We start from the raw sequence: 21,683 nt of genomic DNA, 5'->3' as shown, positions 1-21,683 counted from the left end.
CACGGCGGTGCAGGTGGAAGATGGACAGTGGCGTTGCAATGCAATCGAGCGGCATTATCCCATCGCGCCGGTACAATCATAGGATGACTCCCCGCGACCTCACCTTCGTCCTCGGCGGCGCCCGCTCGGGCAAGAGCGCGCATGCCGAGCGGCTCGCCAGCGACAGCGCCCTCCCCGTCATCTACATCGCCACCGCCCGCGTTACCGACGACGCCGAATTCAACGCGCGCATTGCGCATCATCGCGAGCGGCGGCCCGCGCATTGGGGGCTCGTCGAAGCGGACGACGACCTCGCCGGCGCGCTCGCGCAACACGACGCGCCGGGCCAGTGTCTGCTGATCGACTGCCTGACGCTGTGGCTCGCAAACCTGCTATGTCCCGCCGACGGCGCGGCGGCGCCGCTGTCGCACTACTACGAGCAGGCCGCCGCGTTCGAAGCGGCGCTCGCCGGCGCGCGCGGCAAGATCATCGTCGTCAGCAACGAGATCGGCCTCGGTGTCGTGCCGCTCGGCGAAGCCACGCGTCTTTACGTCGACGAACTCGGCCGCCTCAATCAGCGCATCGCCGCGTTGAGCAGCGCGGCCACGCTGATGGTCGCGGGACTGCCGCTCGCGCTGAAAAGCGCGAGCCGCGTGTGATGCCGCCGCTGACCATGCCGCTGGTCGCGACGCTCGCGGTCGCGGGCGTCGCCGTCGACCGCTGGTTCGGCGAGCCGACCCGCCGGCATCCGCTGATCGGGTTCGGCAACTGGGCGGCGCGTATCGAGGCGCGCTTCAATCACGACCGGCGTCTGCGGCTCAGGGGCCTGCTCGCATGGGCGCTCGCGGTTCTGCCGCCGGTGTTGATCGCGTGGTGGCTCGTCGCCGTGCTGCCGTTGTTCGCGGCCTGCGCGCTGCATGTCGCGCTGCTGTGGTTCGCGCTCGGCGCGCGCAGCCTGCGCGATCACATCGCGCCGATCGCGCGGGCGCTCGGCCAACGCGATCTGGCCACGGCACGTGAGTTGACCGCACGGATCGTCTCGCGCGACACCGCGCAGTCGGACGAGGCCGCGCTCGCGCGCGCCGCGGTCGAATCGGCGCTCGAAAACGGCAACGACGCGATCTTCGGCGCGCTGTTCTGGTTCGCGCTCGCGGGTGGGCCTGGCGCGCTCGGCTTTCGCCTCGCCAATACGCTCGACGCGATGTGGGGTTATCGCACGCCGCGCTATCTGCGCTTCGGCTGGGCCGCCGCGCGCATCGACGACGTGCTGAACTGGATTCCCGCGCGCCTGACTGCCACGAGCTACGCGCTGCTCGGCGACACGCTGACCGCCTGGCGCTGCTGGCGCGACCAGGCGCCGCGCTGGGACAGCCCGAACGCGGGCCCGGTGATGGCCGCCGGCGCCGGCAGCCTGAACGTGCTGATCGGCGGGCCGGCCGTGTATCACGGCACGCTCGAGCATCGGCCGACGCTGGGCTTCGGGCGTCCCGCCGAGGCGCGTCATGTGGGCGCCGCGTTGATGCTGGTCGAACGCACGGTGATTCTCTGGCTGGCCGTGCTGATCGTGCTGGCGTTGTTGAGCGTGCCGTTTCATGGCTGAGCGGAACGACGCGCGTAGCGATGGGATGAGCGCATGAGCGACTGGACGCAACCGCGCGAGCACGCCGCAAGCGGCCCGATCGCGCACGGCGGCAACCTGCACGAAGCGGCGGCGCGCTACGGCATTGCGTACGCGCAGTGGCTCGATCTGTCGACCGGCATCAATCCGCACGGCTATCCGGTGCCGCCGCTGCCCGCCGACGCGTGGCGCCGTTTGCCCGACGAAGGCGACGGCTTCGCCGAGCGGGCCGCGCGCTACTACGGCGCGCCCGATGCCGCGCACGTGCTGCCCGTCGCCGGCAGCCAGGCGGCGATTCGCGCGCTGCCCGCGTTGCTCTCGCCCGCGACGGTCGGCATCGCGCCGCTGACCTACGGCGAGTACGCGCCCGCGTTCGCGCGCGCCGGACACGCGGTCGCGCCGCTCGACGTGCATCGCGACACGCTGCCCGCCGCGCTCACGCACGTCGCGATCGTCAACCCCGACAATCCGACCGCCACGCATATCGATGCCGCCAGGCTGCTGTACTGGCACGCGCAGCTGCGCGAACGCGGCGGCACGCTGCTCGTCGACGAAGCGTTCGCCGATACGCTGCCGGCCGCGCGGGTCGCGTCGCTGGCGGCGCATACGCATCGGGACGGGCTCGTCGTGTTGCGCTCGCCCGGCAAGTTCTTCGGGCTCGCGGGTGTGCGCGCCGGCTTCGTGCTGGGCGCGCCCGCATTGCTCGCCGCGTTGCGCGACAGGCTGGGGGCGTGGACCGTCAGCGGTCCCGCGCGTCATGCGGTGAGCGCCGCGTTCGACGATGCCGCGTGGCAAACGCGGATGCGTGAGCGGCTCATCGGCGACAGCGCGCGGCTTGCCGGGCTGTTGCATGCGCACGGTTTCGCGACACGGGGCACGCCGCTTTTCGCATGGACCGACGATGCGCGCGCCGCCGCGCTGCATGAAGCGCTCGCGCGGCGCGGCGTGTGGACGCGCCTTTTTCCGCCATCGCTTCGGGTGCCATCGGCCAGCGTGCGCTTCGGGCTACCGGGCGACGAAGCCGAATGGACCCGCTTCGAGCAACAGTTGCAACAGGCGGTTGACTCGATCGATACCGCGCGGTCGAGTTAGCGCAGTGACCTTCGCACCCAAGCCGCTCAACGCTTCGTGATCCGCCCTCGTCCGATGATCCGCTTTGCACGTTCCATCCGCTTTGCCCCGCCCGCGCATGGCTTCATCCATTGGTTCGGCGCCGCAGCGCTCGCGCTGAGCGCACTGAGCGCGCACGCCGCAATCACCGTCACTGACGACAGCGGCGCGACCGTCACGCTCGCCGCGCCCGCGCGGCGCGTGATCAGCCTCGCCCCGCACGTGACCGAATTGCTGTACGCCGCGGGCGGCGGCCCGAAGATGGTCGGCGCCGTGTCGTACAGCGACTATCCGCCCGAAGCGAAGCAACTCCCGCGCGTCGGCGACAACAAGGCGCTCGACCTCGAACGCATCGTCGCGCTGAAACCGGACCTGATCGTCGTATGGCGGCATGGCAACGCGCAGCGCCAGCTCGAACGCTTGCGCGAGCTACACGTGCCGCTCTTTTTCAGCGAGCCGCGCCGTCTCGACGATATCGCCGTGTCGCTGACCAGGCTCGGCCGGCTGCTCGGCACATCGGCGAGCGCGGATGCGGCGGCCGCCGCCTTCCGCGACGACATCGCCCGTCTGCGCGCGCGGTATGCGAACCGCCCGGCCGTCAGCGTCTTTTATCAGGTATGGGACCGGCCGCTGATGACGCTCAACGGCGAGCACATGATCAGCGACGTGATCACGCTATGCGGCGGCCGCAATGTGTTCGCGGACCTGCAGCCGCTCGTGCCGACCGTGTCGATCGAAGCGGTGCTCGCGGCGAATCCGCAGGCGATCGTCACCGCCGCGCCCGGCGCGACGCGGCCCGACACGATGCTGCCGCAACTCGACGCATGGCGCGCATGGCCGGGCCTCGCGGCCGTCGCGAACAACAACCTGTTTGCGATCGACGGCGATCTGATCAATCGCCCCGCGCCGCGCATCGCGCAAGGCGCGCGGCAACTGTGCGAGGACCTCGAACTGGCGCGCTCGCGCAGCAAGCAACCCGCGCCATGACGGCGCCGCGTGCGGCGAGAAAAAAGGATCGGTTTTCCGGATGACCACGCGGGTCACGCATTCCATCGCACGAGCGACCACTGCAGCGTCTCGTCGTTACGTCGCAACCAGACGATCCCCGTCATATCCAGCGACCACTGCAGGCAATGCGCGAGCGGCACCTCCAGCACCCACGACGCGATCGCGCGCATCACGCCCGCGTGCGTGACCACGTATGCGGGCGACAGCTCGCGCGTCAGCGCGAACGCATCGAACCACGCTCGCACACGCGCGACGAATTGCGCGACGCTCTCGCCGCCGTGCGCGCGCGCATGTTCGAAATTGGCGGCCCAGTCGTCGAGCAGCGCGCGATCGATCGTATCCCAGCGCTGTGCTTCCCACTCGCCGAAATCCATTTCCTTCAAGCGCTCGTCGTGGCTGACCACGCAGCCGAAGTCGTTCGCGATCTCGGTCGCTAGCGCGGCGCAGCGCGTAAGCGGACTCGTGATCAGCACACGCGGCGCCGGCACCTGCAAGCTCGCGAGCTTCACCGCCAACGCATTGGACGTGACCTCGGCGCTTTCCGCCAACGCGACATCACTATGGCCGTAACAAATCCCCGCCTCGAGCGCGACAGCGGGATGTCGAATCAGGACGATATCCATGCAAGCCCCACCAGGTAGATGCTCAATTCGAAGATCTGCTGCGCGAAGCCGAGGCAATCGCCGGTATAGCCGCCGATGCGTCTGACGAAATAACGGCCCATCGCAAAGCGCAGTGCGAACAGCACAGCACACGTGAGCGCGGCAAAACGCCAGTCGGGCATGCCGGGGCCGTTCGGCCACAGCAGCCAGGGCAGCCCGAACAGCGCGGCGCACAGCAGCGCCGGCCCGCTCAAACGCTGCGCGACCGGCTTGGCTTTGCCGGCCGCGCGCACATAGTCGAGCGTGGCCAGGTAACTGATCGCGCACGCGCGGCTCGCGCCATGCGCCGCAAGCATCAGGCTTGCGGCACGCAGCGGTGGCAACGCCGCGAGCGTTTGCCACTTGATCGCCAGGGCGATCACGAGCGCGATGGCACCAAAAGCACCGATGCGCGAGTCTTGCATGATGCGCAACGCATCGTCGCGCGTATAGGCGCCACCGAACGCATCGATGCAATCGGCGAGACCGTCCTCGTGAAATGCGCCCGTGACCACGAGCGACGCGGCCATCGACAGCAGCACCGCGACACTCGCCGGAAACACGCGCAGCGCGGCCAGATAGACGAGCGCGCTGAAGCCGCCGACCAACACGCCGACGAGCGGAAAATAGCGCGCCGCGGCGTTCAGATAATGCGGCTCGAAGCCGACCCAGCGCGGCACGGGCACGCGCGTGAAGTAACCGAGCGCCGTGAAGAAATAGCGCAGTTCCGCGAGCGGGTTCATGAACGTGGCGAGTGCAGGTTCACGGCGCTGCGGGCCGAGCTTCGCGTTATCGCGAAGCGCGTGCTCACGCGCTTCACGGTTCGCGATCGGCGACGCCCGCCGAATCGAAGCTGGCCATCTCGTTGACGAAGGCCACCGCCGCGCGCAGCAACGGCACCGCGAGCGCGGCGCCCGTGCCTTCGCCGAGCCGCATGTCGAGCGACAGCAGCGGCTGCGCGCCGAAATGATCGAGCATGCGCCGATGCCCGGCCTCGTTCGACGCATGCGCGAACACGCAGTACTCGCGCACGTCGGGCGAGAACGCATCGGCGACCAGCAGCGCGGACGTCGCGATGAAGCCATCGACGAGGATGGTCATGCGCGCCTCGGCGGCCGCCAGATACGCACCCGCCATCATCGCGATTTCGAAGCCGCCGAAGGTCGCGAGCACGTCGAGCGGCGCGCGTGCATCCGCATGGCGCGCGAGCGCCGCCGCGAGCACGTTGCGCTTCTTCGCGAGTCCGGCATTGTCGAGACCCGTGCCGCGGCCGACGCAGTCGTCGATCGGCACACCGCACAGGCGGCTCATCAGACACGCGGCCGCCGAGGTGTTCGCGATGCCCATCTCGCCGAAGCCGATCACGTTCGTGCCGAGCGCCGCGTGATGACGCACGCGCGCGGCGCCCGCCTGCATCGCGGCGAGCGCTTCGGCGTGCGTCATCGCGGCTTCGTGTGCGAAGTTGCGCGTGCCGGGCCCGACCGGAATGTCGACGAGTCGGTCCGTGGACGGCAGCGGCGTCGCGATGCCCGCGTTGACCACTTCGAGTTCGAGACCCGCGACGCGACTGAGCGCGTTGATCGCCGCGCCGCCCGCGATGAAGTTCGCGACCATCTGCGCGGTCACCGCTTGCGGATAGGGGCTCACGCCTTCGGCGGCGATGCCGTGGTCGCCCGCGAAAACGATCATCGCGGGACGCTGCACGGTGGGACGCGTACTACGCTGGATCAGGCCCATCTGGCGCGCGAGGGTTTCGAGCCGGCCGAGGCTGCCGGGCGGTTTGGTGCGCGTATCGATGATCCGCTGCAGCTCGGCGCGCAGCGTCTGATCGAGCGGCGCGACTTCGGGCAAACCGGCTGGGTGTGGGATGCGAGTCATAGGTGTGATCGAAACAAGGGATAGGAACGAATATCAGCCTGACTGTGCGTCATGGCCGGCAGGCGATTCGTGACGCGCGCGCGGCGCGGGTATCAGCGCCTCGTGCTCGCCGTCGCGAATCAGAATCAGCGGATAGCCGAACGCGCGGCTCGTCAACGCGGGCGTCAGCACGTCGCGCACTGGGCCCGCATACGCGCCGCCCGCGCCGTCGAGCAGCAACGCGTGCGTCGCGAAGCGGCGCGCGAGGTTCAGGTCGTGGCACGAGAACAGCACACTACGGCGCGGTTCGCGCGTCCATGCGACGAGCGCTTCGAGACAGTCGACCTGATGATGCAGGTCGAGATGCGACAACGGTTCGTCGAGCAGCAACAGCGGCGCGTCCTGGCACAGCACCGCCGCGAGGGCAACGCGCTGACGCTCGCCGCCCGATAGCGACAGCACGTCGCGCGCCGCAAAGTCCGCAAGGCCGAGCCGTTCGAGCGCCGCCCGCGCGGCCGCGCGATCCTCGTCGCGCTCCCAGCCCCAGCCGCCCAGATGCGGGAAGCGGTTCAGCAGCACGATGTCGAGCACGCTTGCGTTGAACGCATCGGCCGCGCTTTGCGGCATCAGCGCGCGGCGCCGTGCGAGCGGCAGCGGCTGCCAGCCGGCCACGCGCACGCCATCGAGTTCGACATGGCCCGCCGCCGGATGCAACAGCCCCGCCAGCGTCGATAGCAAGGTGGTCTTGCCAGCGCCGTTCGGCCCGGCGATGCACCAGATTTCGCCCGCATGGAACGTGTGCGTGAACGCGTCGAGCAAGGTGCGCGCGCCGGCGCGCAACGTCAGGCGCTGCGTGCTCAGCATCGAACAGGTGGGGCTGGGTTTGGCTCGTATCATCGGCGGCGTTTGAGCAGCATCCACAGGAACACCGGTACGCCGACCAGCGACGTGATCACGCCGACCGGCAATTGCGCGGGCGCGATCACGGTCCGCGCGATCAGATCCGCGCCCATCACCGCGACACCGCCGCCGAGCGCGGCCGCCGGCAGCAGCATGCGCTGATCGTTGCCGAACGCGAGCCGCAGCATGTGCGGCACGACGAGACCGACGAAGCCGATCGTGCCCGCAGTCGTCACCGCCGCGGCCGCCGCCAGCGACGCGACCAGGTACACACGCAAACGCAGCGGCATCACGGCGACGCCCAACGCCTGCGCGGCCGCGTCGCCGCGCAGCAATACGTTCAGACGCGGCGCGGCCGGCACGATCGCAAGCAGCACGAGCGCGAGCGCCATCAGCGCGGTCCACGGCAGCGCGCCGCCGTTGAGGTCGCCGGTGAGCCAGAACAGCATGCCGCGCAGACGGCTGTCGGGCGCGAGATTGAGCAGCAGCGTGATCAGCGCGCCCCACCCGGCCGCGATCACCGCGCCGGTCAATAGCAAACGGGGCGACGTGTCCTGCGGCTCGCCGCGCCATAGCTCGCGACGCGCGAGGCCGAGCACCAGCAGGATCGACACGAACGCACCCGCGAACGCGCTCGCATCGACGATCCACCATGCGCCGCCCGCGATCATCGCAACGAGCGCGAACGTCGCCGCGCCGCCCGACACGCCGAGCACGTATGGCTCGGCCAGCGGATTGCGCAGCAGCACCTGCAGCAGCGCGCCGGCGAGCGCGAGCAACGCGCCGCACGCGAAGCCGGCGAGCGCGCGCGGCAAACGCAACGTACGCACGATTTCGCCGGCGAGATCGTCGCTGCCCGTGCTGCCGAACGTGTGCGTGGGCACGAGTGCCGCAAGCACGCGCGACGGCGCGAGCGGCACGCTGCCGAGCACCAGCGACGCGCCGAGCACCGCCACGGCGGCGAGCGCGAGCCCGAGCCAGATCGCGGCCGCGCGTTTCGCGTTCATCGGGCGCGGCGTCGCCATCGCGGCGCGCAGCGAAGCGGACGCGCGACTCATCCGCATGCGCTCACGCATGCGGCCAACCCGGCGCGCGCGTCACTGCTGCTGCCAGCCGAGCGTGACATACGCACCGCGTCGCGGCGAGTTATACGAGTAGGCCGTTTCATAATCCTTGTTGAACAGATTGTCGATTTGCGCACTGACGTACCACGCTTTGGTGACGTTGTAGCGCGCCGACAGATTCACGATGCCATAACCGCCGAGGTTGCCCGTGCTATCGGTGCGCGGACCGCTGACGATCCACTCGCCGCCAACCCGCCAGCCACCGATGCTGCGATTCACCGCGAACGACCCGAACCGACGCGCGCGCCGCACGAGGTCGGTACCGTTGTCGAGATCGACCGGGTTCTGCAGCGTCACCGTTGCGCGCACGTCGGTCTTGCCGACATGACCGCTCCACGATCCCTCGAGTCCCTGCACCTTCGCATGGCCGACGTTCTCCGCGAGGTAGATGCCGGGGATCGTCTGCACGTAGTCGATCAGATTCGTATAGCGCGTCTGGAATGCGTTCAGACGCATCACGCCGAGCGCATCGGTCGCGTACTGCAAACCGGCTTCGACCGAATGACTGCGCTCGGGCTGGATCGACGGGTTGCCGCTGATCGGATAGTACAGATCGTCGAAGCTCGGCGCGCGGAACGCATCCGAATAGCTTGCGGTTACCTTCCAGCGCGACGTGATGTCGAATCCGTAGCCGAGATAGTAACTGTTCGCTCCACCGAAATCGGAGTACTGGTCGCGTCGCACGTTGGCCTGAATCTGGTTGCGGCCGAAGCGCGCGCTGTAGCCCGCGAAGACCGAATCGACGTGACGGTCGGGCGCGGCGAACGTGTCGGAGTCGAGCGTCTGGTCGAGATGCTCGTAGCCGAGTTGCAGCTTCTGGTTCGCGGCGAGCGCGAAATCGTTCTGCCACGTGTACTGGCGATTGTCGGTATCGAAGCGGCCGTTGTCGATGCCATTGGTGTTCGACACGCTGCGGTCGTCGCCCTCGGCGAGCGTGACGTGGGTGGTCCACCAGTCGGTCAGCTTGCCGTTCGCGAATACCGACACCTGACGCACCTTGCTATAGAGATTGTTCAGATCGGTGGGCTCGCCGTACGCATTGTCGTAGCTGTTGTCGTTGTTCGACTGGAAGTAGCTGACGCCCGCGTCCCACCTGTCGGTGAACTTGTGACGCAGCGACGCGCTGATGCTCTCGTTCAGATTGCCGTTTGCGTTCGGATTCGCGTTCGGCGCCTCGAGCGGATTGAGCGACGAAAAGCCGTCGTCCTTCGTGCGCGCGAGCGAAATATTGAAAGTCGTGCGCCCGTCCTGATCGAGCGCGCCGTTCACGCCGGCCGTTTGCGTCTGCGTGCGATAGCTGCCGTAGCCGACCGAAAAATTGAAACGCGGCGGATGATCGCCGCCGTCTTTCGTGAACACCTGCACGACGCCGCCGATCGCGCCCGAGCCATACAACGCCGACACGTTGCCGTTCACCACTTCGACGTGATCGACCTGATCGAGCGGAATCTGTGCGAGTTGAGCTGAGCCGAGACTCACCGAATCGACGCGCACGCCGTCGATCAGCAGCAGCGATTGCGTCGACGATGCGCCGCGCAGAAAGAGGCTCGTGGTCGAACCGGGGCCACCCGTGCGCGAGATTTGCGCGCCTGGCGCGAGTTGCAGCAGGCCGGGCAGATCGGTCGCGGTCGTGTCGGCGATGTCCTGCTGATCGAACCGCGTGGTCTGCGGGATCGCATCGCGCAACGCTTGCGGTCCGCGTTGCGCGGTCACGACGATCGGCGACAGCAGGTTGCCCGGCGCATCGGTGGAAGTGAGATTGGCCGCGTCGGCAACGTTTGCGGCGCTCGCAGCGGTTGCATCCGTCGCGGACGATGAAGACGCGGGCTCGGCGCTTTGCGCATGCACGACGAGCGGCAGGCTCGCGAACGCGAGCAGCGTTGCGCGGGCGATGGGGGACAGCATGGGATGACATTCCTGTGGATAGCGTGCGCGGCCTGCTTCCCCGCGGGCCGACGCGTCACGAGGCGCCCCCTTGTTTAGCGTTTTCGCGGGGGGACGTCCCTCTTTTCTGGCCGGTATCCGGGCTACGACACATCGATCCCGCCTTCCCACGCGTGACGCGCAGTGGCACACTCGCACGTTGAACTTCCAACCTTGCGACCAGGACCGACCTGCATGAGCACATCACATGCGGTCGCTTACCGTTGCGGGGGCAGCGCAGGTTCGCGCATCCGGTTTTGGCACCGCGCGCGCCCTGCTTCCCGTTTAACTGCGCGCGCCGAAAAGCGCGCGCGGGCACCAGAGTGCGGGAAGTTTAGGAGCGGCGTCACGGGGCGTCAAGAAAGGTCGACCGGAGCGCAATCGGTTCTGTTGAATGCAGGTTATTGTCGGATGGATTGCCGGTTTTTATCTTATGGTCGACGACGCGACACCCAACGAACGTGCACGAAGCGATGCTGTTACGTCTCGAAACGAGACAATTGTCGGAACCTGTAATATTCCGCGCTAAAATGCGATGTCTTTAGAGGACGCAGCACATGCTCACCGAACTCGAATCACTCTCCCAGAACATCGGCAAGCTGATTGCGATCAGCCAGCGCCACAACGAAGCGCGGCTCGCGCTCGAAGAGCAGCTCGCGCAAACGCGTGCCGAAGTGCAAGCCACGCATGCGGAACTCGCGCAATTGCGCGAAGAGCGCGACGCACTGCAGGCGGAACGCGACGCGCTGTCCGCCAAGATCGACGACGCTCAGGTGCGCCTGAATGCGATTCTCGAAAAATTGCCGCGCGCACGCGCGAGCAGCGAACCGGATAACCAGCTCGATCTGCTCGAGTCCGCCCGGCCCGAACACGAGGAAGCGGAAAGCGACGTGAGCCGACACGGAGAAAGCGCATGACCACCAAGCAGATCGAAGTATCGATTCTCGAAGTACCCTATCGTCTCGCCTGTTCGCCGGAAACGGAAGGCGCGCTGCTCGAGGCGGTCGCGCGCGTCGACGCCGAGATGCAGAAAATCCGCAGCGGCAGCAACGTGCGCGGCACCGATCGCATCGCGGTGATGGCTGCGCTGTCGCTGGCATCGGAACTGCTTAAGCTGCAAAGCAGCGTGCGACACGGAGAAGCATTTCCCGCTGAAGAAATCCGGCGTACAATGCAGCAAATGAACGAACAGCTAGGTACTGTGATCGAGCAGTACAGCTTGCAGTAAGCAGTAGTGGGCCGGTTTCGAACCGGTCACGTGTTCAACGGTTTGGGTTGTAGCTTCATCGGTTTAGCTTCCCTGCCTGGTTCGCCAAGGTCATACATTCCTTGAACCAATGCCATGTGCACGGTTGCGGAAATTTGTAGCACGGGTGTGCGCGTCACTCAGTCTGATGTACCCGAAGTGTTGCTAACTGCGACCAATTCTGAACCCTCGGTTCAGGATGCCGGCCTAGCGGCTAAGGCGGGGATCTTATCTGGAACGGCATCGGACTTCGGTTCGATGCCGTTTTTCTTTGGTCATCGTTTTTTCGTTTGAGCGCCTTTTTCAGGGGCTTTTCCGTACGCGCCTGCTGTTGTTGCGCTTCGTTCAATCTCACACGCTCACTCCGATTCATGCGCTACTGGCTGATGAAGTCCGAACCGGACGAAGCAAGCATCGACGACCTCGCCAACGCACCTCATCGCACCTTGCCGTGGACCGGCGTACGCAACTATCAGGCGCGCAACTTCATGCGCGACGTGATGCAGGTCGGCGACGGCGTGCTCTTCTATCATTCGAGCTGTCCGGAGCCCGGCATCGCGGGCATCGCGGAGGTCTCGTCGACCGTGTATCCGGACCCTACGCAGTTCGATAAAAAGAGTCCGTACTACGACGCGAAATCGTCGCCAGAAACGCCGCGCTGGATGCTCGTCGACGTCGTGTTCAAGAAGAAAATCGCGCTGATTCCGCTTGCCGCGCTGCGCGAGCATGCCGAATTGCAGGACATGCGCGTGCTCGCCAAAGGCAACCGCCTGTCGATCACGCCGGTGACCGAAGCCGAATGGCGCTTCATCACTAAACAGCTGGTTTAAGGGCGAACGCGCGACGCGGCACCTGTCGTGATCGCATCCAGGTCATCGTTTCCGATGCGGCGGCGAAGCACTAATTGGGGAACCAAGCGTCGGTAAAACGCGCCTAATCGGTCGACGAAAGCGTGAGCTCGAACCGGCCGCTCGACGGCAAGCCGATGCATTCGCCAGCGCATCTGTCAAACCGCGCGCCACACCCGGCGCTCGCGTCGAACGTGCACAACCTGTTCAAACAAGGATTCCAGTCATGACGACAAAAACCGCACGGTCCCTCGCACTTGCGCTCGCCTTGGGCGCGCCTGTGGCACTCGCACTGAACCCTGCGCCCGCTCGAGCGCAGACCATGATGCCGCAGCCTTCGGGCGTGCTGTCGCTGAATGCGCAGGCGAGCGCGGAAGTCCCGCAGGACGAAGTCGAAATCACGCTGTTTTACGAGCAGGAAGCGAGCGAGCCGTCGTCGCTGACGTCGACGCTGAACGAACGCGCCGACGCGGCATTGCAGAAAGCGCGCGGCGTCAGCGGCGTGACCGCGCGCTCGGGCGCGTTCTCGATCTTCCCGTCGACGGACCGCGACGGACGCATCACGACGTGGCGCGGCCGCACGGAAGTCGTGCTCGAATCGCGCGACTTCGCCGCGGCATCGAAGCTCGCCGGACAGATGGCATCGATCATGCAGGTTGGCAACGTGCGTTTCTCGCTGTCGCCGCAAGCGCAGCGCGCGGCCGAACAGCGGCTCAGCGGCGAGGCGATCAAATCGTTTCGCGAGCAGGCCGCGGCGGCCTCGCAGGCGTTCGGCTTTAGCGGCTATTCGATCCGCGAGGTCAACGTGAATCACAGCGGCGTGATGCCGCGTCCGATGATGATGATGAGCGCACGCGCGATGGGCGCCGACGCGAAGAGCGCGCCGCTGTCGCTCGAAGGCGGCACGTCGACGGTGACGGTCAACGTGTCGGGGTCGGTGCAGATGAAGTGACGCGCAAGCGCAAGCCCAAACAGAAAACGCCACGGCATCCATCGATGCCGTGGCGTTTTTTCATGCAACGCTCGCTACGCTAGCCGAGCGCCGCTCAGTTCGCGCCAACCGCCTGCGCCTGCTCGCGACGCTCACGGCGATACGCCCACACCATCAGGCCGATGCCCGCGAGAATCATGGGCAGCGACAGCCATTGACCCATCGACAGCCCCATCGCGAGCAGGCCGAGGAAATCGTCCGGCTCGCGCGCGAATTCGACCGTGAAGCGCGCCAGGCCGTAGCCGATCAGGAACATCGCGGAAATCGCGCCGAGCGGCTTCGGTTTGCGCGAGAAAAAGATCAGCACGAAGAACAGCGCCACGCCTTCGAGCGCTATCTCGTACAGCTCCGACGGATGTCGCGGCAGCATGTGATATTGCGCGAACACTTCGTTCAGATGCCATTGCGCGGCCAGTTGCGGATGCGCGGCGAGCCATGTGGCGTCGTCAGGCGCGGCGCCGGGAAACAGCATCGCCCACGGCGCGGACGGATCGGTCACGCGGCCCCACAGCTCGCCGTTGATGAAGTTGCCGAGGCGCCCCGCTGCGAGGCCCGTGGGCACCATCGGCGCGACGAAGTCGGTGACTTGCAGCCACGAGCGCTTGCGCTGATAAGCGAACAGCATCATCGCGATCGTCACGCCGAGAAAGCCGCCGTGAAACGACATGCCGCCTTCCCACACCTTGAAGATGTCGAGCGGATGCGCGAAATAAAAGCTCGCCTTGTAGAACAGCACATAGCCGAGCCGGCCGCCGAGGATCGTACCTAGCACGCCGTAGAACAGCATGTCGTCGATATCCTTCGCGGTCCAGCCTTGCGCGGCGACGTACGGCAGCCGCAGCCGCAGCCGGGCGACGACGATCGCCGCGACGAACGCGACGAGGTACATCAAGCCATACCAGCGCACGGCGAGCGGCCCCAGATGGATGGCGACAGGGTCGAAATTGGGGTGAATGAGCATCGTGTAGTTATGGGCAGTTCAGGTTCGAAAGCAGTTTTTACAGGGAATCAGAAGCGGGATCTAGACACGCGACGCGACGCTCGCCGCATGCGCGCGCACGATGTCGATGAAGCCCGCCAGCACCGGGCTGACCTCGTCGCTGCGCCAGACGAGGCCCGTCTCGATCGCGGGCACCGACTCGGACAGCGGCCGGTACACGACGCCCGTGCGCCGCAGGTTACGCAACGATTGCGGCACCAGCGCGACGCCCATGCCGGCCGACACGAGACTCACGATGGTCTGCATCTGGATCGCCTCCTGGCCGATCCGTGGCGCGAGGCCCGCAACGCCGTAGCAATCCATAATGATGTCATAAAAGCCTGGCGCGAGACGCCTTGGGAAGATCACGAGCGGCGCGTCGGCGACATCGCGCAGGCTGACGGGCATGTCGAGCCATTCGGCGGCGGGGTCTTCGGCGGCGCTGCCCTTGCCGTTTGCGTTCACGCTGCCCCGCAAGCCTTGCGCCATCTCCGTCGACATCGCGATCACGAGCGGCTCGCGCGCGATCGGCAGCCACGACAGCTGCGCCGCATGTCGCGACGGCAGCGGCGCGATCACCAGACCCGCGTCGATACGCCCGGCCACCAGTTCCTCGACCTGCACGTCGCTGGTCGCCTCGGTCAGTTCGAGCCGCACGCGCGGATGCCGCGCGCCGAAATCGCGCAGCAGCAGCGGCAGCAGGCCGTAATCCGCAGTCGACACGAACGCGAGCGACAGCACGCCCGCCTCGCCGCGCGCGAGGCTCTGCGCGAGCGGCCTGAGCCCTTCCGCGGCCGCGAGCAGCCGCTGCACCTCCGGCAACAGATCGGCGCCGACCGCCGTCAACTCGACCGAGCGCTTGGTGCGCGCGAACAGCTCGACGCCGAGTGTCTCCTCGAGCGCGCGGATCGCCTGCGACAACGGCGGCTGCGTCATCGACAGACGCGCGGCCGCGCGCCCGAAGTGCTTTTCCTCGGCGACGGTGACGAAATAGCGCAACTGGCGCAGGTCGGGGATCGTCGGCAGCATGATTAATATATTTTACGACCTGAACAACCGCGAATAATACACACGACGCGTGTCACGCAAATCCGCCGGTTTGCACGGTCTGGCGGAACTACACTGAACGGATGCGCGCGCGGACGCCGCCGCGCGCTTTCATCAGAACAGCCAGACTGGAGCTCCCCATGGCCTACAACCGTCGTTCGAAGAACATCACGCAAGGCATCGCGCGTTCACCGAATCGCTCGATGTACTACGCGCTCGGCTACCAGAAAGAGGATTTCGACAAACCGATGATCGGCATCGCCAACGGCCACTCGACGATTACGCCGTGCAACGCCGGCCTGCAGCGTCTCGCCGACGCGGCAGTCACCGCGATCAGGCGCGCCGACGCGAACCCGCAGACCTTCGGCACGCCGACGATCTCGGACGGCATGTCGATGGGCACCGAGGGCATGAAGTACTCGCTCGTGTCGCGCGAGGTGATCGCCGATTGCATCGAGACCTGCGTGCAAGGGCAATGGATGGACGGCGTGGTCGTGATCGGCGGCTGCGACAAGAACATGCCGGGCGGCATGATCGGCCTCGCGCGCATGAACGTGCCGGGCATCTACGTGTACGGCGGCACGATCCGGCCGGGCAACTGGAAAGGCACCGATCTGACGATCGTATCGTCGTTCGAGGCGGTCGGCGAATTCACGGCGGGCCGCATGTCGCAGGAGGATTTCGAGGGCATCGAGAAAAATGCGTGTCCGTCGACCGGTTCGTGCGGCGGCATGTACACGGCCAATACGATGAGCTCGTCGTTCGAGGCGCTCGGCATGTCGCTCATGTATTCGTCGACGATGGCGAATCCCGACCAGGAGAAGGTCGACTCGGCCGCCGAATCGGCGCGTGTGCTCGTCGAAGCCGTCAAGAAGGATCTGAAGCCGCGCGACATCATCACGAAGCAGTCGATCGAAAACGCGGTTGCCTTGATCATGGCGACCGGCGGCTCGACCAACGCGGTGCTGCACTACCTGGCGATCGCGCACGCGGCCGAGATCGAATGGACGATCGAGGACTTCGAGCGCATGCGCAAAAAAGTGCCGGTGATCTGCAACCTGAAGCCGTCGGGCCAGTACGTCGCCACCGATCTGCACAAGGCGGGCGGCATTCCGCAGGTGCTGAAGATCCTGCTCGACGCCGGGCTTCTGCACGGCGATTGCATGACGATCACCGGCAAAACGATCGCCGAGGAGTTGAAGGACGTACCAGCCAAGCCGCGCAGCGATCAGCAGGTGATCTTCCCGATCGACAAGGCGCTCTACGCCGAAGGCCATCTCGCGATCCTGAAGGGCAATCTGGCCGAAGACGGCGCGGTCGCCAAGATCACCGGGCTCAAGAACCCCGTCATCACGGGCCCGGCGCGCGTGTTCGACGACGAGCAGAGCGCGCTCGAAGCGATCCTCGCCGACAAGATCGGCGCCGGCGACGTCGTCGTGCTGCGCTATCTTGGCCCGAAGGGCGGCCCCGGCATGCCGGAAATGCTCGCGCCGACCTCGGCGATCATCGGCAAGGGGCTCGGCGAATCGGTCGGGCTCATCACCGACGGCCGCTTCTCGGGCGGCACCTGGGGCATGGTGGTTGGGCACGTCGCGCCGGAGGCGTTCGTCGGCGGCACGATCGCGCTCGTGCAGGAAGGCGATTCGATCACGATCGACGCGCACCGGCTGCTGCTGCAACTGAACATCGACGATGCCGAGCTGCAGCGCCGCCGCGCCGCGTGGCAGGCGCCGGAGCCGCGCTACACACGCGGCGTGATGGCCAAGTATTTCGCGCTCGCGCAACCGGCGAATCGAGGGGCGGTGACGGGGTAATGACCGCGGCCGGCGTGGCCCGCCCCGACAGGGATAACCCGCCGCCACGTTACGCGAAAACGCAAGGGGCGCACGAAAATCCGTGCGCCCCTTTGCTCTTATAATGCGTGCACCACGAGCCGGGCATCTGCACTGGCGGAGACCATAATGAAATCGATGTCGTACGCGGCCGTAGCAGCCACTGTTGCGCTCGCCGCCGCATTGAGCGCCGCCAGTCCCGCAGCCCGAGCCGAAACAGCCGGGCTCGCGCTCGCCCAGCAGAAGAACTGCATGAGCTGCCACTCGGTCACTCGCCCGTTCATGGGGCCGGCGCTGCACGACGTTGCAGCCCGCTATGCGGGACGCAACGACGCCGCCTCCTATCTGAAGCGCAAGATCCTCGATGGCGGCACCGGCGTATGGGGAACCGTGCCGATGCCCGCGAACACGCAACTGACGCCCGATCAGGCGGCCACGCTGGCGGCTTGGGTGCTGACGCTCAAATAACGGCGCTCTCAGGTCACCGCGGCGTCAACGCGAGCGCCGCGCGATTTCTTCTTCCACCGCTTCACGTACCCAGTCGGTCATCTCGGCTTCGAGCGTCTGCGCGACCTCGCGCGTGATCTGGCTCACGAGCAGACTGGTGTGCTGCTGCACTGCATCACGGCAGCGCGCCTCGATGATGCCGCGCCCCTCGCCCGTCAGAAAACGCTGGAAGCGTCCGTGCAAACGTGCGGCGAGCGCGTCGGCATCGAGTGTGGGCTGAGCGGGAGCGGCTTCGTGCGCGCCTTCATGGTCGATATCCGGCGGCACGGTCGCGCCGGCTTCGAGCGGTATGAAGGGCTCGGTACGATCGAACACGCCGGGCGACACCTCCACGTCCTCATGCAAGTCGTCATGCCCATGTCGCACATGAATGCCGTGATGCGGCCGTGCGTGTTTTCTCGGGCGCGTGTGATCAGCCACGTGCGGCTGATGAAGCTCGGTCTGCGCGAGAGGCTGATGCTCCGCCGCATGCGGGGCTTCTCGCGTCGGCATCGGCTCCGGCACGAGCACGGGCTCCGGCGAACTCAGTTGCTCGGGCGCCAGCGTCGGGTCGGCTCGATGCGCGGGCGGTGGCACGAACGCGGGCTCCGTGCGGGAAGCGGGCTCGGGCACCACCGCCGGTTGCGCGACGGCTGGGCTTGCGGGCTCGGCACCCGGCTGGGATGCAGGCGCGGCGGCATCGGTCGACGCCTCGCGCGTCTCGCGCGCGCGGCCCGGCACGAGGACCTCGTTCAGGACCGGAATCGAATTGTCGTGGGGATCGGACACGTGCGCTCTCCGTGTTTGAGTCGAAGCCAGGGCAGGCGGTCCGCATGCCGCGTTCCTCGCGGCCATGACGCGCAGCGCAACGAACTAGCCGCCCTGCTTGTAGTTGTTCAAAGCATAGCCGCGATCGCGATAGAAGCGATAGCGCTCGCGGCCCGCGGCGAGTTCCTCGTGTGCGTTACCGACCACTTCGAGCAATCTTTCGAAGCGCGCGAACTGCGCCGGCACCGTTGCGCCCAGATTGAGCAGCACCTGATGATGCGGCACGTCGTCGAGATTCGTGGCCAGCACGACGGGCGTGTCGGTGGCAAGCGGCGCGCCCGCCATGCAGTGCGGCACGAAGTCGAGCGGCGAGAAGGTCCACAGCATTTCGTCGAAGGCGCGCAGGCGCGCGGGCTCGGCCAGCACGACGAGCGGCTGGCCCGCCAGATACGCCTTGCGCACGAGGCGGCACGCGTACAGCAGCGAATCGCCGACGTTCGAGTGAAAGTCGATTCTCGTCATCGGCCGCTCCGCCCCGCTTGCCGCGCGCCGTGCGCGCGCTTACCGCACTGCGTCATTGGCCGGCGCGGTCGATCAGGAACTGCGCGAGCAGCGGTACCGGACGGCCCGTCGCGCCCTTCGCGGTGCCGCTCTTCCACGCGGTGCCGGCGATGTCGAGATGCGCCCACGGGTACGAATCCGTGAAACGCGACAGAAAGCACGCGGCCGTCACGCTGCCCGCCGGACGCCCGCCGATATTCGCGACGTCCGCGAAGTTCGACTTCAGCTGGTCCTGGTACTCGTCGTCGAGCGGCAGGCGCCACGCCGGGTCGGCCGCTTCGCGCGACGCGTCGAGCAGTTCTCCGGCGAGCGCGTCGTCCTTCGAGAACAGGCCGCTGTTGTGATGGCCGAGCGCGATGATGCAGGCGCCCGTCAGCGTCGCGATGTCGATGACCGCGGCCGGCTTGAAGCGCTCCGCGTAGGTGAGCGCGTCGCACAGAATCAGGCGGCCCTCGGCGTCGGTGTTCAGCACCTCGATCGTGAGGCCCTTCATGCTGGTGACGATGTCGCCCGGCTTGGTGGCCGTGCCCGACGGCATGTTCTCGACGGCCGGAATGATGCCGACCACGTTGATCTTCAGGCCCATCTCGGCGACCGCGCGCAGCGTGCCGAGCACCGAGCCCGCGCCGCACATGTCGTATTTCATCTCGTCCATGCCCTCGCCCGGCTTCAGCGAGATGCCGCCCGTGTCGAACGTGACGCCCTTGCCGACCAGCACGACCGGCGCGGCCTTCGCGGCGGCGCCCTGGTACTGCAGCACGATGAACTGCGCCGGCTCGACCGCGCCCGCGGTGACCGACAGGAACGAGCCCATCTTCAGCGCTTCACACTGTTTCTCGCCGAGCACCTCGACCTTCAGCTTCCAGTCTTTCGCGAGCTTCTTCGCGGTGTTCGCCAGATAGGTCGGCGTGCAGACGTTGCTCGGCAGATTGCCGAGCTCGCGCGTCAGGTCCATGCCGTTGGCGAGCGCGCCGCCCTGCCTGGCGGCGAGCTTGGCGGCCTTCTCGTCACCGGTGTTGACGCTGAACACGATGCGCTTCAACGCGCGCGGCGTGTTGTCCGGCTTGCTCTTCAGTTGCGTGAAGCGGTAGGTCAACTCGCGCAGCGCGAGGATCGCGGCGCGCACACACCAGTCGGCCGTGCGTTCGAGCACCGGCAGTTGCGCGAGCGTGAACGTGACCTGCACGATCTTCGTGCCGAGCAGCGCGCGCCATGCGGCGCGGACCGCCTCGCCGTAGGCTTTCTGACTGAAAGCGTCCTGTTTGCCGAGGCCGACGAGCAGCACGCGCGACGCGCCGATGCCCGACACCTCGTGCAGGAACAGCGTGGTACCCGCCTTGCCGTCCATGTCGCCTGCCTTGATGACGCGCGTGAGCAGGCCCTTGGTGGCCGCGTCGATCTCCAGCGCGGCGCCCGACAGCGTTTGCGACTCGAACACACCGATCACGATGCAATCGGATTTCCCGGTCAGGAAACCGTTCGTCGAGCCTTTGGTCCAATCACAGGCTTTTATGCTAAAGTCCATCGCGCTTGTCCTCGGATAAAATCTGGGCTTAAGATGAAAGCCGCAATTATCCGCTATTTTTCCCGCGGCGGCTGCACCGGAGGCGTGACGGGAACGAACACCCCCGCGTCGCCGTGAGCGCCCCCTCTCGTCATCAACAATGATCTTTGAACGCTCCCTCCAGCGCGAGCTCGCGTACACGGCTGGCGCCGTGTTCATGGTTCTCCTCACGCTCGTGCTGACGACGATGATGATCCGCATCGTCGGCTTCGCGGCCTCGGGCGAGGTCGACCCGCGCGACGTGCTGGTCCTGATCGGCCTCACCGTAATCGGCTATCTGGCCATCATGCTCGTCGCGACGCTGTTCGTGTCGATCCTGTTCGTGCTCACGCGCTGGTACCAGGACTCCGAGATGGTCGTGTGGCTGTCCTCGGGCGTCAGTCTCACGCAATTCATCAAGCCGATCGGCATTTTCGCCACGCCGATCATCATCCTGATCATGTTCTTCGTGTTCGTCGGCTGGCCGTGGTCGAACCAGCAGAGCAAGCTGATCCGCGCGCGCTTCCAGCAGCGCGACGAAGTCTCGCTGCTCGCGCCGGGGCAGTTCCGCGAATCGCCGACCACGCATCGCGTGTTCTTCATCGAGAAGATGTCGCCCGACCAGGGACATGTGGAAAACGTGTTCGTGACGAGCACCGAGGGCGGCAAGATCAACGTCGTGGTGTCGAAGAACGGCCACATCGAGACGCACAAGAACGGCGACCGCTTCGTCGTGCTGGAAAACGGCCGCCGCTACGACGGCGAACCGGGCCACCCCGATTTCCGCATCATGGAGTTCGAGCGCTACGGCGTGAAGATCCAGAGCCAGCCGGTCGTCAATACGCCGACCACCACCGGCTTGCCGACGCTCACGCTGCTGCGCAATCCCACTAAAGAGAACCTCGCCGAATTCGCGTGGCGCGCGGGTCTTCCGTTGATCGCGATCAACCTGATGCTGCTCGCCATTCCGCTCGCGCACCAGAACCCGCGGCGCAGCCGCACGATCAACCTCGTGATGGCCGTGTTGATCTACCTCACTTATTCGAATCTGCTGAACGTCGTGCAGGCGTGGATCGAGCAGGGCAAGATGTCGTTCGGCGTCGGGCTCGTGATCCTGCATGTGATCGTGCTCGGGATCGTCGCGTTCATCTTCTGGATGCGGGTGCGCAACCGGCCGCTATTTACGCGCGCCATGTTCAGCCGTTCGCAGGGAGCCTGAGCG

General features: G+C 66.5%; 22 protein-coding genes, 1 other RNA gene and 1 riboswitch. Of the genes, 12 read left to right on the top strand and 11 right to left on the bottom strand.

The annotated features are described in order from the left end of the window. Nucleotides 1-83 precede the first annotated feature (83 nt). From cobU to F6X40_RS16720, 4 genes are read left to right on the top strand one after another with little or no spacing between them, the layout of a single operon-like run. Nucleotides 84-638, top strand: coding sequence for a bifunctional adenosylcobinamide kinase/adenosylcobinamide-phosphate guanylyltransferase (cobU, locus tag F6X40_RS16735; RefSeq protein WP_187628572.1), 555 nt, complete (start codon nucleotides 84-86; stop codon nucleotides 636-638). Further along, nucleotides 638-1,579 (top strand): adenosylcobinamide-phosphate synthase CbiB, encoded by a 942-nt coding sequence (gene cbiB / locus F6X40_RS16730; protein ID WP_187628571.1) that lies wholly within the window; start codon nucleotides 638-640, stop codon nucleotides 1,577-1,579. Before cobU ends, cbiB begins: the two co-directional genes overlap by 1 nt. A 33-nt stretch (nucleotides 1,580-1,612) precedes the next feature. Beyond that, on the top strand, nucleotides 1,613-2,689 hold the full coding sequence (gene cobD, locus F6X40_RS16725; protein WP_187628570.1) for a threonine-phosphate decarboxylase CobD: 1,077 nt from the start codon (nucleotides 1,613-1,615) through the stop codon (nucleotides 2,687-2,689). Between the two features lie 54 nt (nucleotides 2,690-2,743). Further along, nucleotides 2,744-3,694, top strand: coding sequence for a cobalamin-binding protein (locus F6X40_RS16720; RefSeq protein ID WP_187628569.1), 951 nt, complete (start codon nucleotides 2,744-2,746; stop codon nucleotides 3,692-3,694). A gap of 53 nt (nucleotides 3,695-3,747) precedes the next feature. On the opposite strand, the gene cobC is transcribed toward F6X40_RS16720, so the two are convergent. The 6 genes from cobC to F6X40_RS16690 form a co-directional block, all read right to left on the bottom strand. Next, nucleotides 3,748-4,338: an alpha-ribazole phosphatase gene (gene cobC / locus F6X40_RS16715; RefSeq protein WP_184021063.1), complete on the bottom strand. Its 591-nt coding sequence runs from the start codon at nucleotides 4,336-4,338 to the stop codon at nucleotides 3,748-3,750. Then, on the bottom strand, nucleotides 4,323-5,099 hold the full coding sequence (locus F6X40_RS16710) for an adenosylcobinamide-GDP ribazoletransferase (RefSeq protein WP_187628568.1): 777 nt from the start codon (nucleotides 5,097-5,099) through the stop codon (nucleotides 4,323-4,325). Before F6X40_RS16710 ends, cobC begins: the two co-directional genes overlap by 16 nt. Before the next feature lie 73 nt (nucleotides 5,100-5,172). Next, a complete protein-coding gene (gene cobT, locus F6X40_RS16705; protein WP_187628567.1) occupies nucleotides 5,173-6,234 on the bottom strand; it encodes a nicotinate-nucleotide--dimethylbenzimidazole phosphoribosyltransferase in 1,062 nt (353 codons plus the stop codon). A 33-nt stretch (nucleotides 6,235-6,267) separates the two neighbouring features. Then, nucleotides 6,268-7,077 carry an ABC transporter ATP-binding protein gene (locus F6X40_RS16700; RefSeq protein ID WP_410452419.1) on the bottom strand — a complete coding sequence of 270 codons (810 nt, stop codon included), beginning with the start codon at nucleotides 7,075-7,077 and terminating at the stop codon, nucleotides 6,268-6,270. 29 nt (nucleotides 7,078-7,106) lie between these two features. Then, nucleotides 7,107-8,171 (bottom strand): FecCD family ABC transporter permease, encoded by a 1,065-nt coding sequence (locus F6X40_RS16695; RefSeq protein ID WP_187628566.1) that lies wholly within the window; start codon nucleotides 8,169-8,171, stop codon nucleotides 7,107-7,109. 39 nt (nucleotides 8,172-8,210) lie between these two features. Continuing rightward, nucleotides 8,211-10,142, bottom strand: coding sequence for a TonB-dependent receptor domain-containing protein (locus F6X40_RS16690; RefSeq protein WP_187628565.1), 1,932 nt, complete (start codon nucleotides 10,140-10,142; stop codon nucleotides 8,211-8,213). Nucleotides 10,143-10,232: 90 nt separating this feature from the next. After that, nucleotides 10,233-10,498, bottom strand: a riboswitch (cobalamin riboswitch). Between the two features lie 219 nt (nucleotides 10,499-10,717). On the opposite strand from F6X40_RS16690, the gene F6X40_RS16685 reads away from it, so the two are divergent. From F6X40_RS16685 to F6X40_RS16665, 5 genes are all read left to right on the top strand, one after another. Beyond that, nucleotides 10,718-11,077 carry an ATPase gene (locus F6X40_RS16685; RefSeq protein WP_187628564.1) on the top strand — a complete coding sequence of 120 codons (360 nt, stop codon included), beginning with the start codon at nucleotides 10,718-10,720 and terminating at the stop codon, nucleotides 11,075-11,077. After that, nucleotides 11,074-11,388 (top strand): cell division protein ZapA, encoded by a 315-nt coding sequence (locus tag F6X40_RS16680; RefSeq protein WP_184021048.1) that lies wholly within the window; start codon nucleotides 11,074-11,076, stop codon nucleotides 11,386-11,388. Before F6X40_RS16685 ends, F6X40_RS16680 begins: the two co-directional genes overlap by 4 nt. 66 nt (nucleotides 11,389-11,454) lie before the next feature. Further along, nucleotides 11,455-11,636: non-coding RNA, 6S RNA (gene ssrS / locus F6X40_RS16675), on the top strand. 141 nt (nucleotides 11,637-11,777) lie between these two features. After that, a complete protein-coding gene (locus F6X40_RS16670; protein ID WP_187628563.1) occupies nucleotides 11,778-12,236 on the top strand; it encodes an EVE domain-containing protein in 459 nt (152 codons plus the stop codon). A 244-nt stretch (nucleotides 12,237-12,480) separates the two neighbouring features. Next, entirely contained in the window at nucleotides 12,481-13,206 is a 726-nt protein-coding gene (locus tag F6X40_RS16665; protein ID WP_184065305.1) for an SIMPL domain-containing protein, read from the top strand. A 94-nt stretch (nucleotides 13,207-13,300) separates the two neighbouring features. On the opposite strand, the gene lgt is transcribed toward F6X40_RS16665, so the two are convergent. Together lgt and F6X40_RS16655 are read right to left on the bottom strand one after the other, a co-directional pair. Next, nucleotides 13,301-14,206: a prolipoprotein diacylglyceryl transferase gene (gene lgt, locus F6X40_RS16660; RefSeq protein WP_187628562.1), complete on the bottom strand. Its 906-nt coding sequence runs from the start codon at nucleotides 14,204-14,206 to the stop codon at nucleotides 13,301-13,303. Between the two features lie 60 nt (nucleotides 14,207-14,266). Then, a complete protein-coding gene (locus F6X40_RS16655; protein WP_090803415.1) occupies nucleotides 14,267-15,253 on the bottom strand; it encodes a LysR family transcriptional regulator in 987 nt (328 codons plus the stop codon). A gap of 158 nt (nucleotides 15,254-15,411) precedes the next feature. Here F6X40_RS16655 and ilvD point away from each other — a divergent pair, with 158 nt between their 5' ends. Both ilvD and F6X40_RS16645 read left to right on the top strand, forming a co-directional pair. Then, nucleotides 15,412-17,085: a dihydroxy-acid dehydratase gene (ilvD, locus tag F6X40_RS16650; RefSeq protein WP_187628561.1), complete on the top strand. Its 1,674-nt coding sequence runs from the start codon at nucleotides 15,412-15,414 to the stop codon at nucleotides 17,083-17,085. A gap of 147 nt (nucleotides 17,086-17,232) precedes the next feature. Beyond that, nucleotides 17,233-17,571: a c-type cytochrome gene (locus tag F6X40_RS16645; protein WP_184021035.1), complete on the top strand. Its 339-nt coding sequence runs from the start codon at nucleotides 17,233-17,235 to the stop codon at nucleotides 17,569-17,571. A gap of 24 nt (nucleotides 17,572-17,595) precedes the next feature. Here the strand turns inward: F6X40_RS16645 and F6X40_RS16640 are convergent, their stop codons facing one another. The 3 genes from F6X40_RS16640 to F6X40_RS16630 all read right to left on the bottom strand — a co-directional run bounded on the left by F6X40_RS16640 (nucleotide 17,596) and on the right by F6X40_RS16630 (nucleotide 20,443). Further along, nucleotides 17,596-18,378, bottom strand: coding sequence for a DUF2486 family protein (locus tag F6X40_RS16640; protein ID WP_187628560.1), 783 nt, complete (start codon nucleotides 18,376-18,378; stop codon nucleotides 17,596-17,598). Nucleotides 18,379-18,462: 84 nt separating this feature from the next. Further along, nucleotides 18,463-18,879, bottom strand: a complete 417-nt coding sequence (locus tag F6X40_RS16635; RefSeq protein WP_187628559.1) for a DNA polymerase III subunit chi — start codon at nucleotides 18,877-18,879, stop codon at nucleotides 18,463-18,465. Nucleotides 18,880-18,931: 52 nt separating this feature from the next. Further along, nucleotides 18,932-20,443, bottom strand: a complete 1,512-nt coding sequence (locus F6X40_RS16630; RefSeq protein WP_184021029.1) for a leucyl aminopeptidase — start codon at nucleotides 20,441-20,443, stop codon at nucleotides 18,932-18,934. Nucleotides 20,444-20,582: 139 nt separating this feature from the next. Here F6X40_RS16630 and lptF point away from each other — a divergent pair, with 139 nt between their 5' ends. Beyond that, nucleotides 20,583-21,680 (top strand): LPS export ABC transporter permease LptF, encoded by a 1,098-nt coding sequence (lptF, locus tag F6X40_RS16625; RefSeq protein WP_184065290.1) that lies wholly within the window; start codon nucleotides 20,583-20,585, stop codon nucleotides 21,678-21,680. Nucleotides 21,681-21,683: the final 3 nt, after the last annotated feature.

Source organism: Paraburkholderia sp. UCT31 (assembly GCF_014397655.1).
Taxonomy (GTDB): Bacteria; Pseudomonadota; Gammaproteobacteria; order Burkholderiales; family Burkholderiaceae; genus Paraburkholderia; species Paraburkholderia tuberum.
This window is presented reverse-complemented; position numbering and strand designations above follow the sequence as displayed.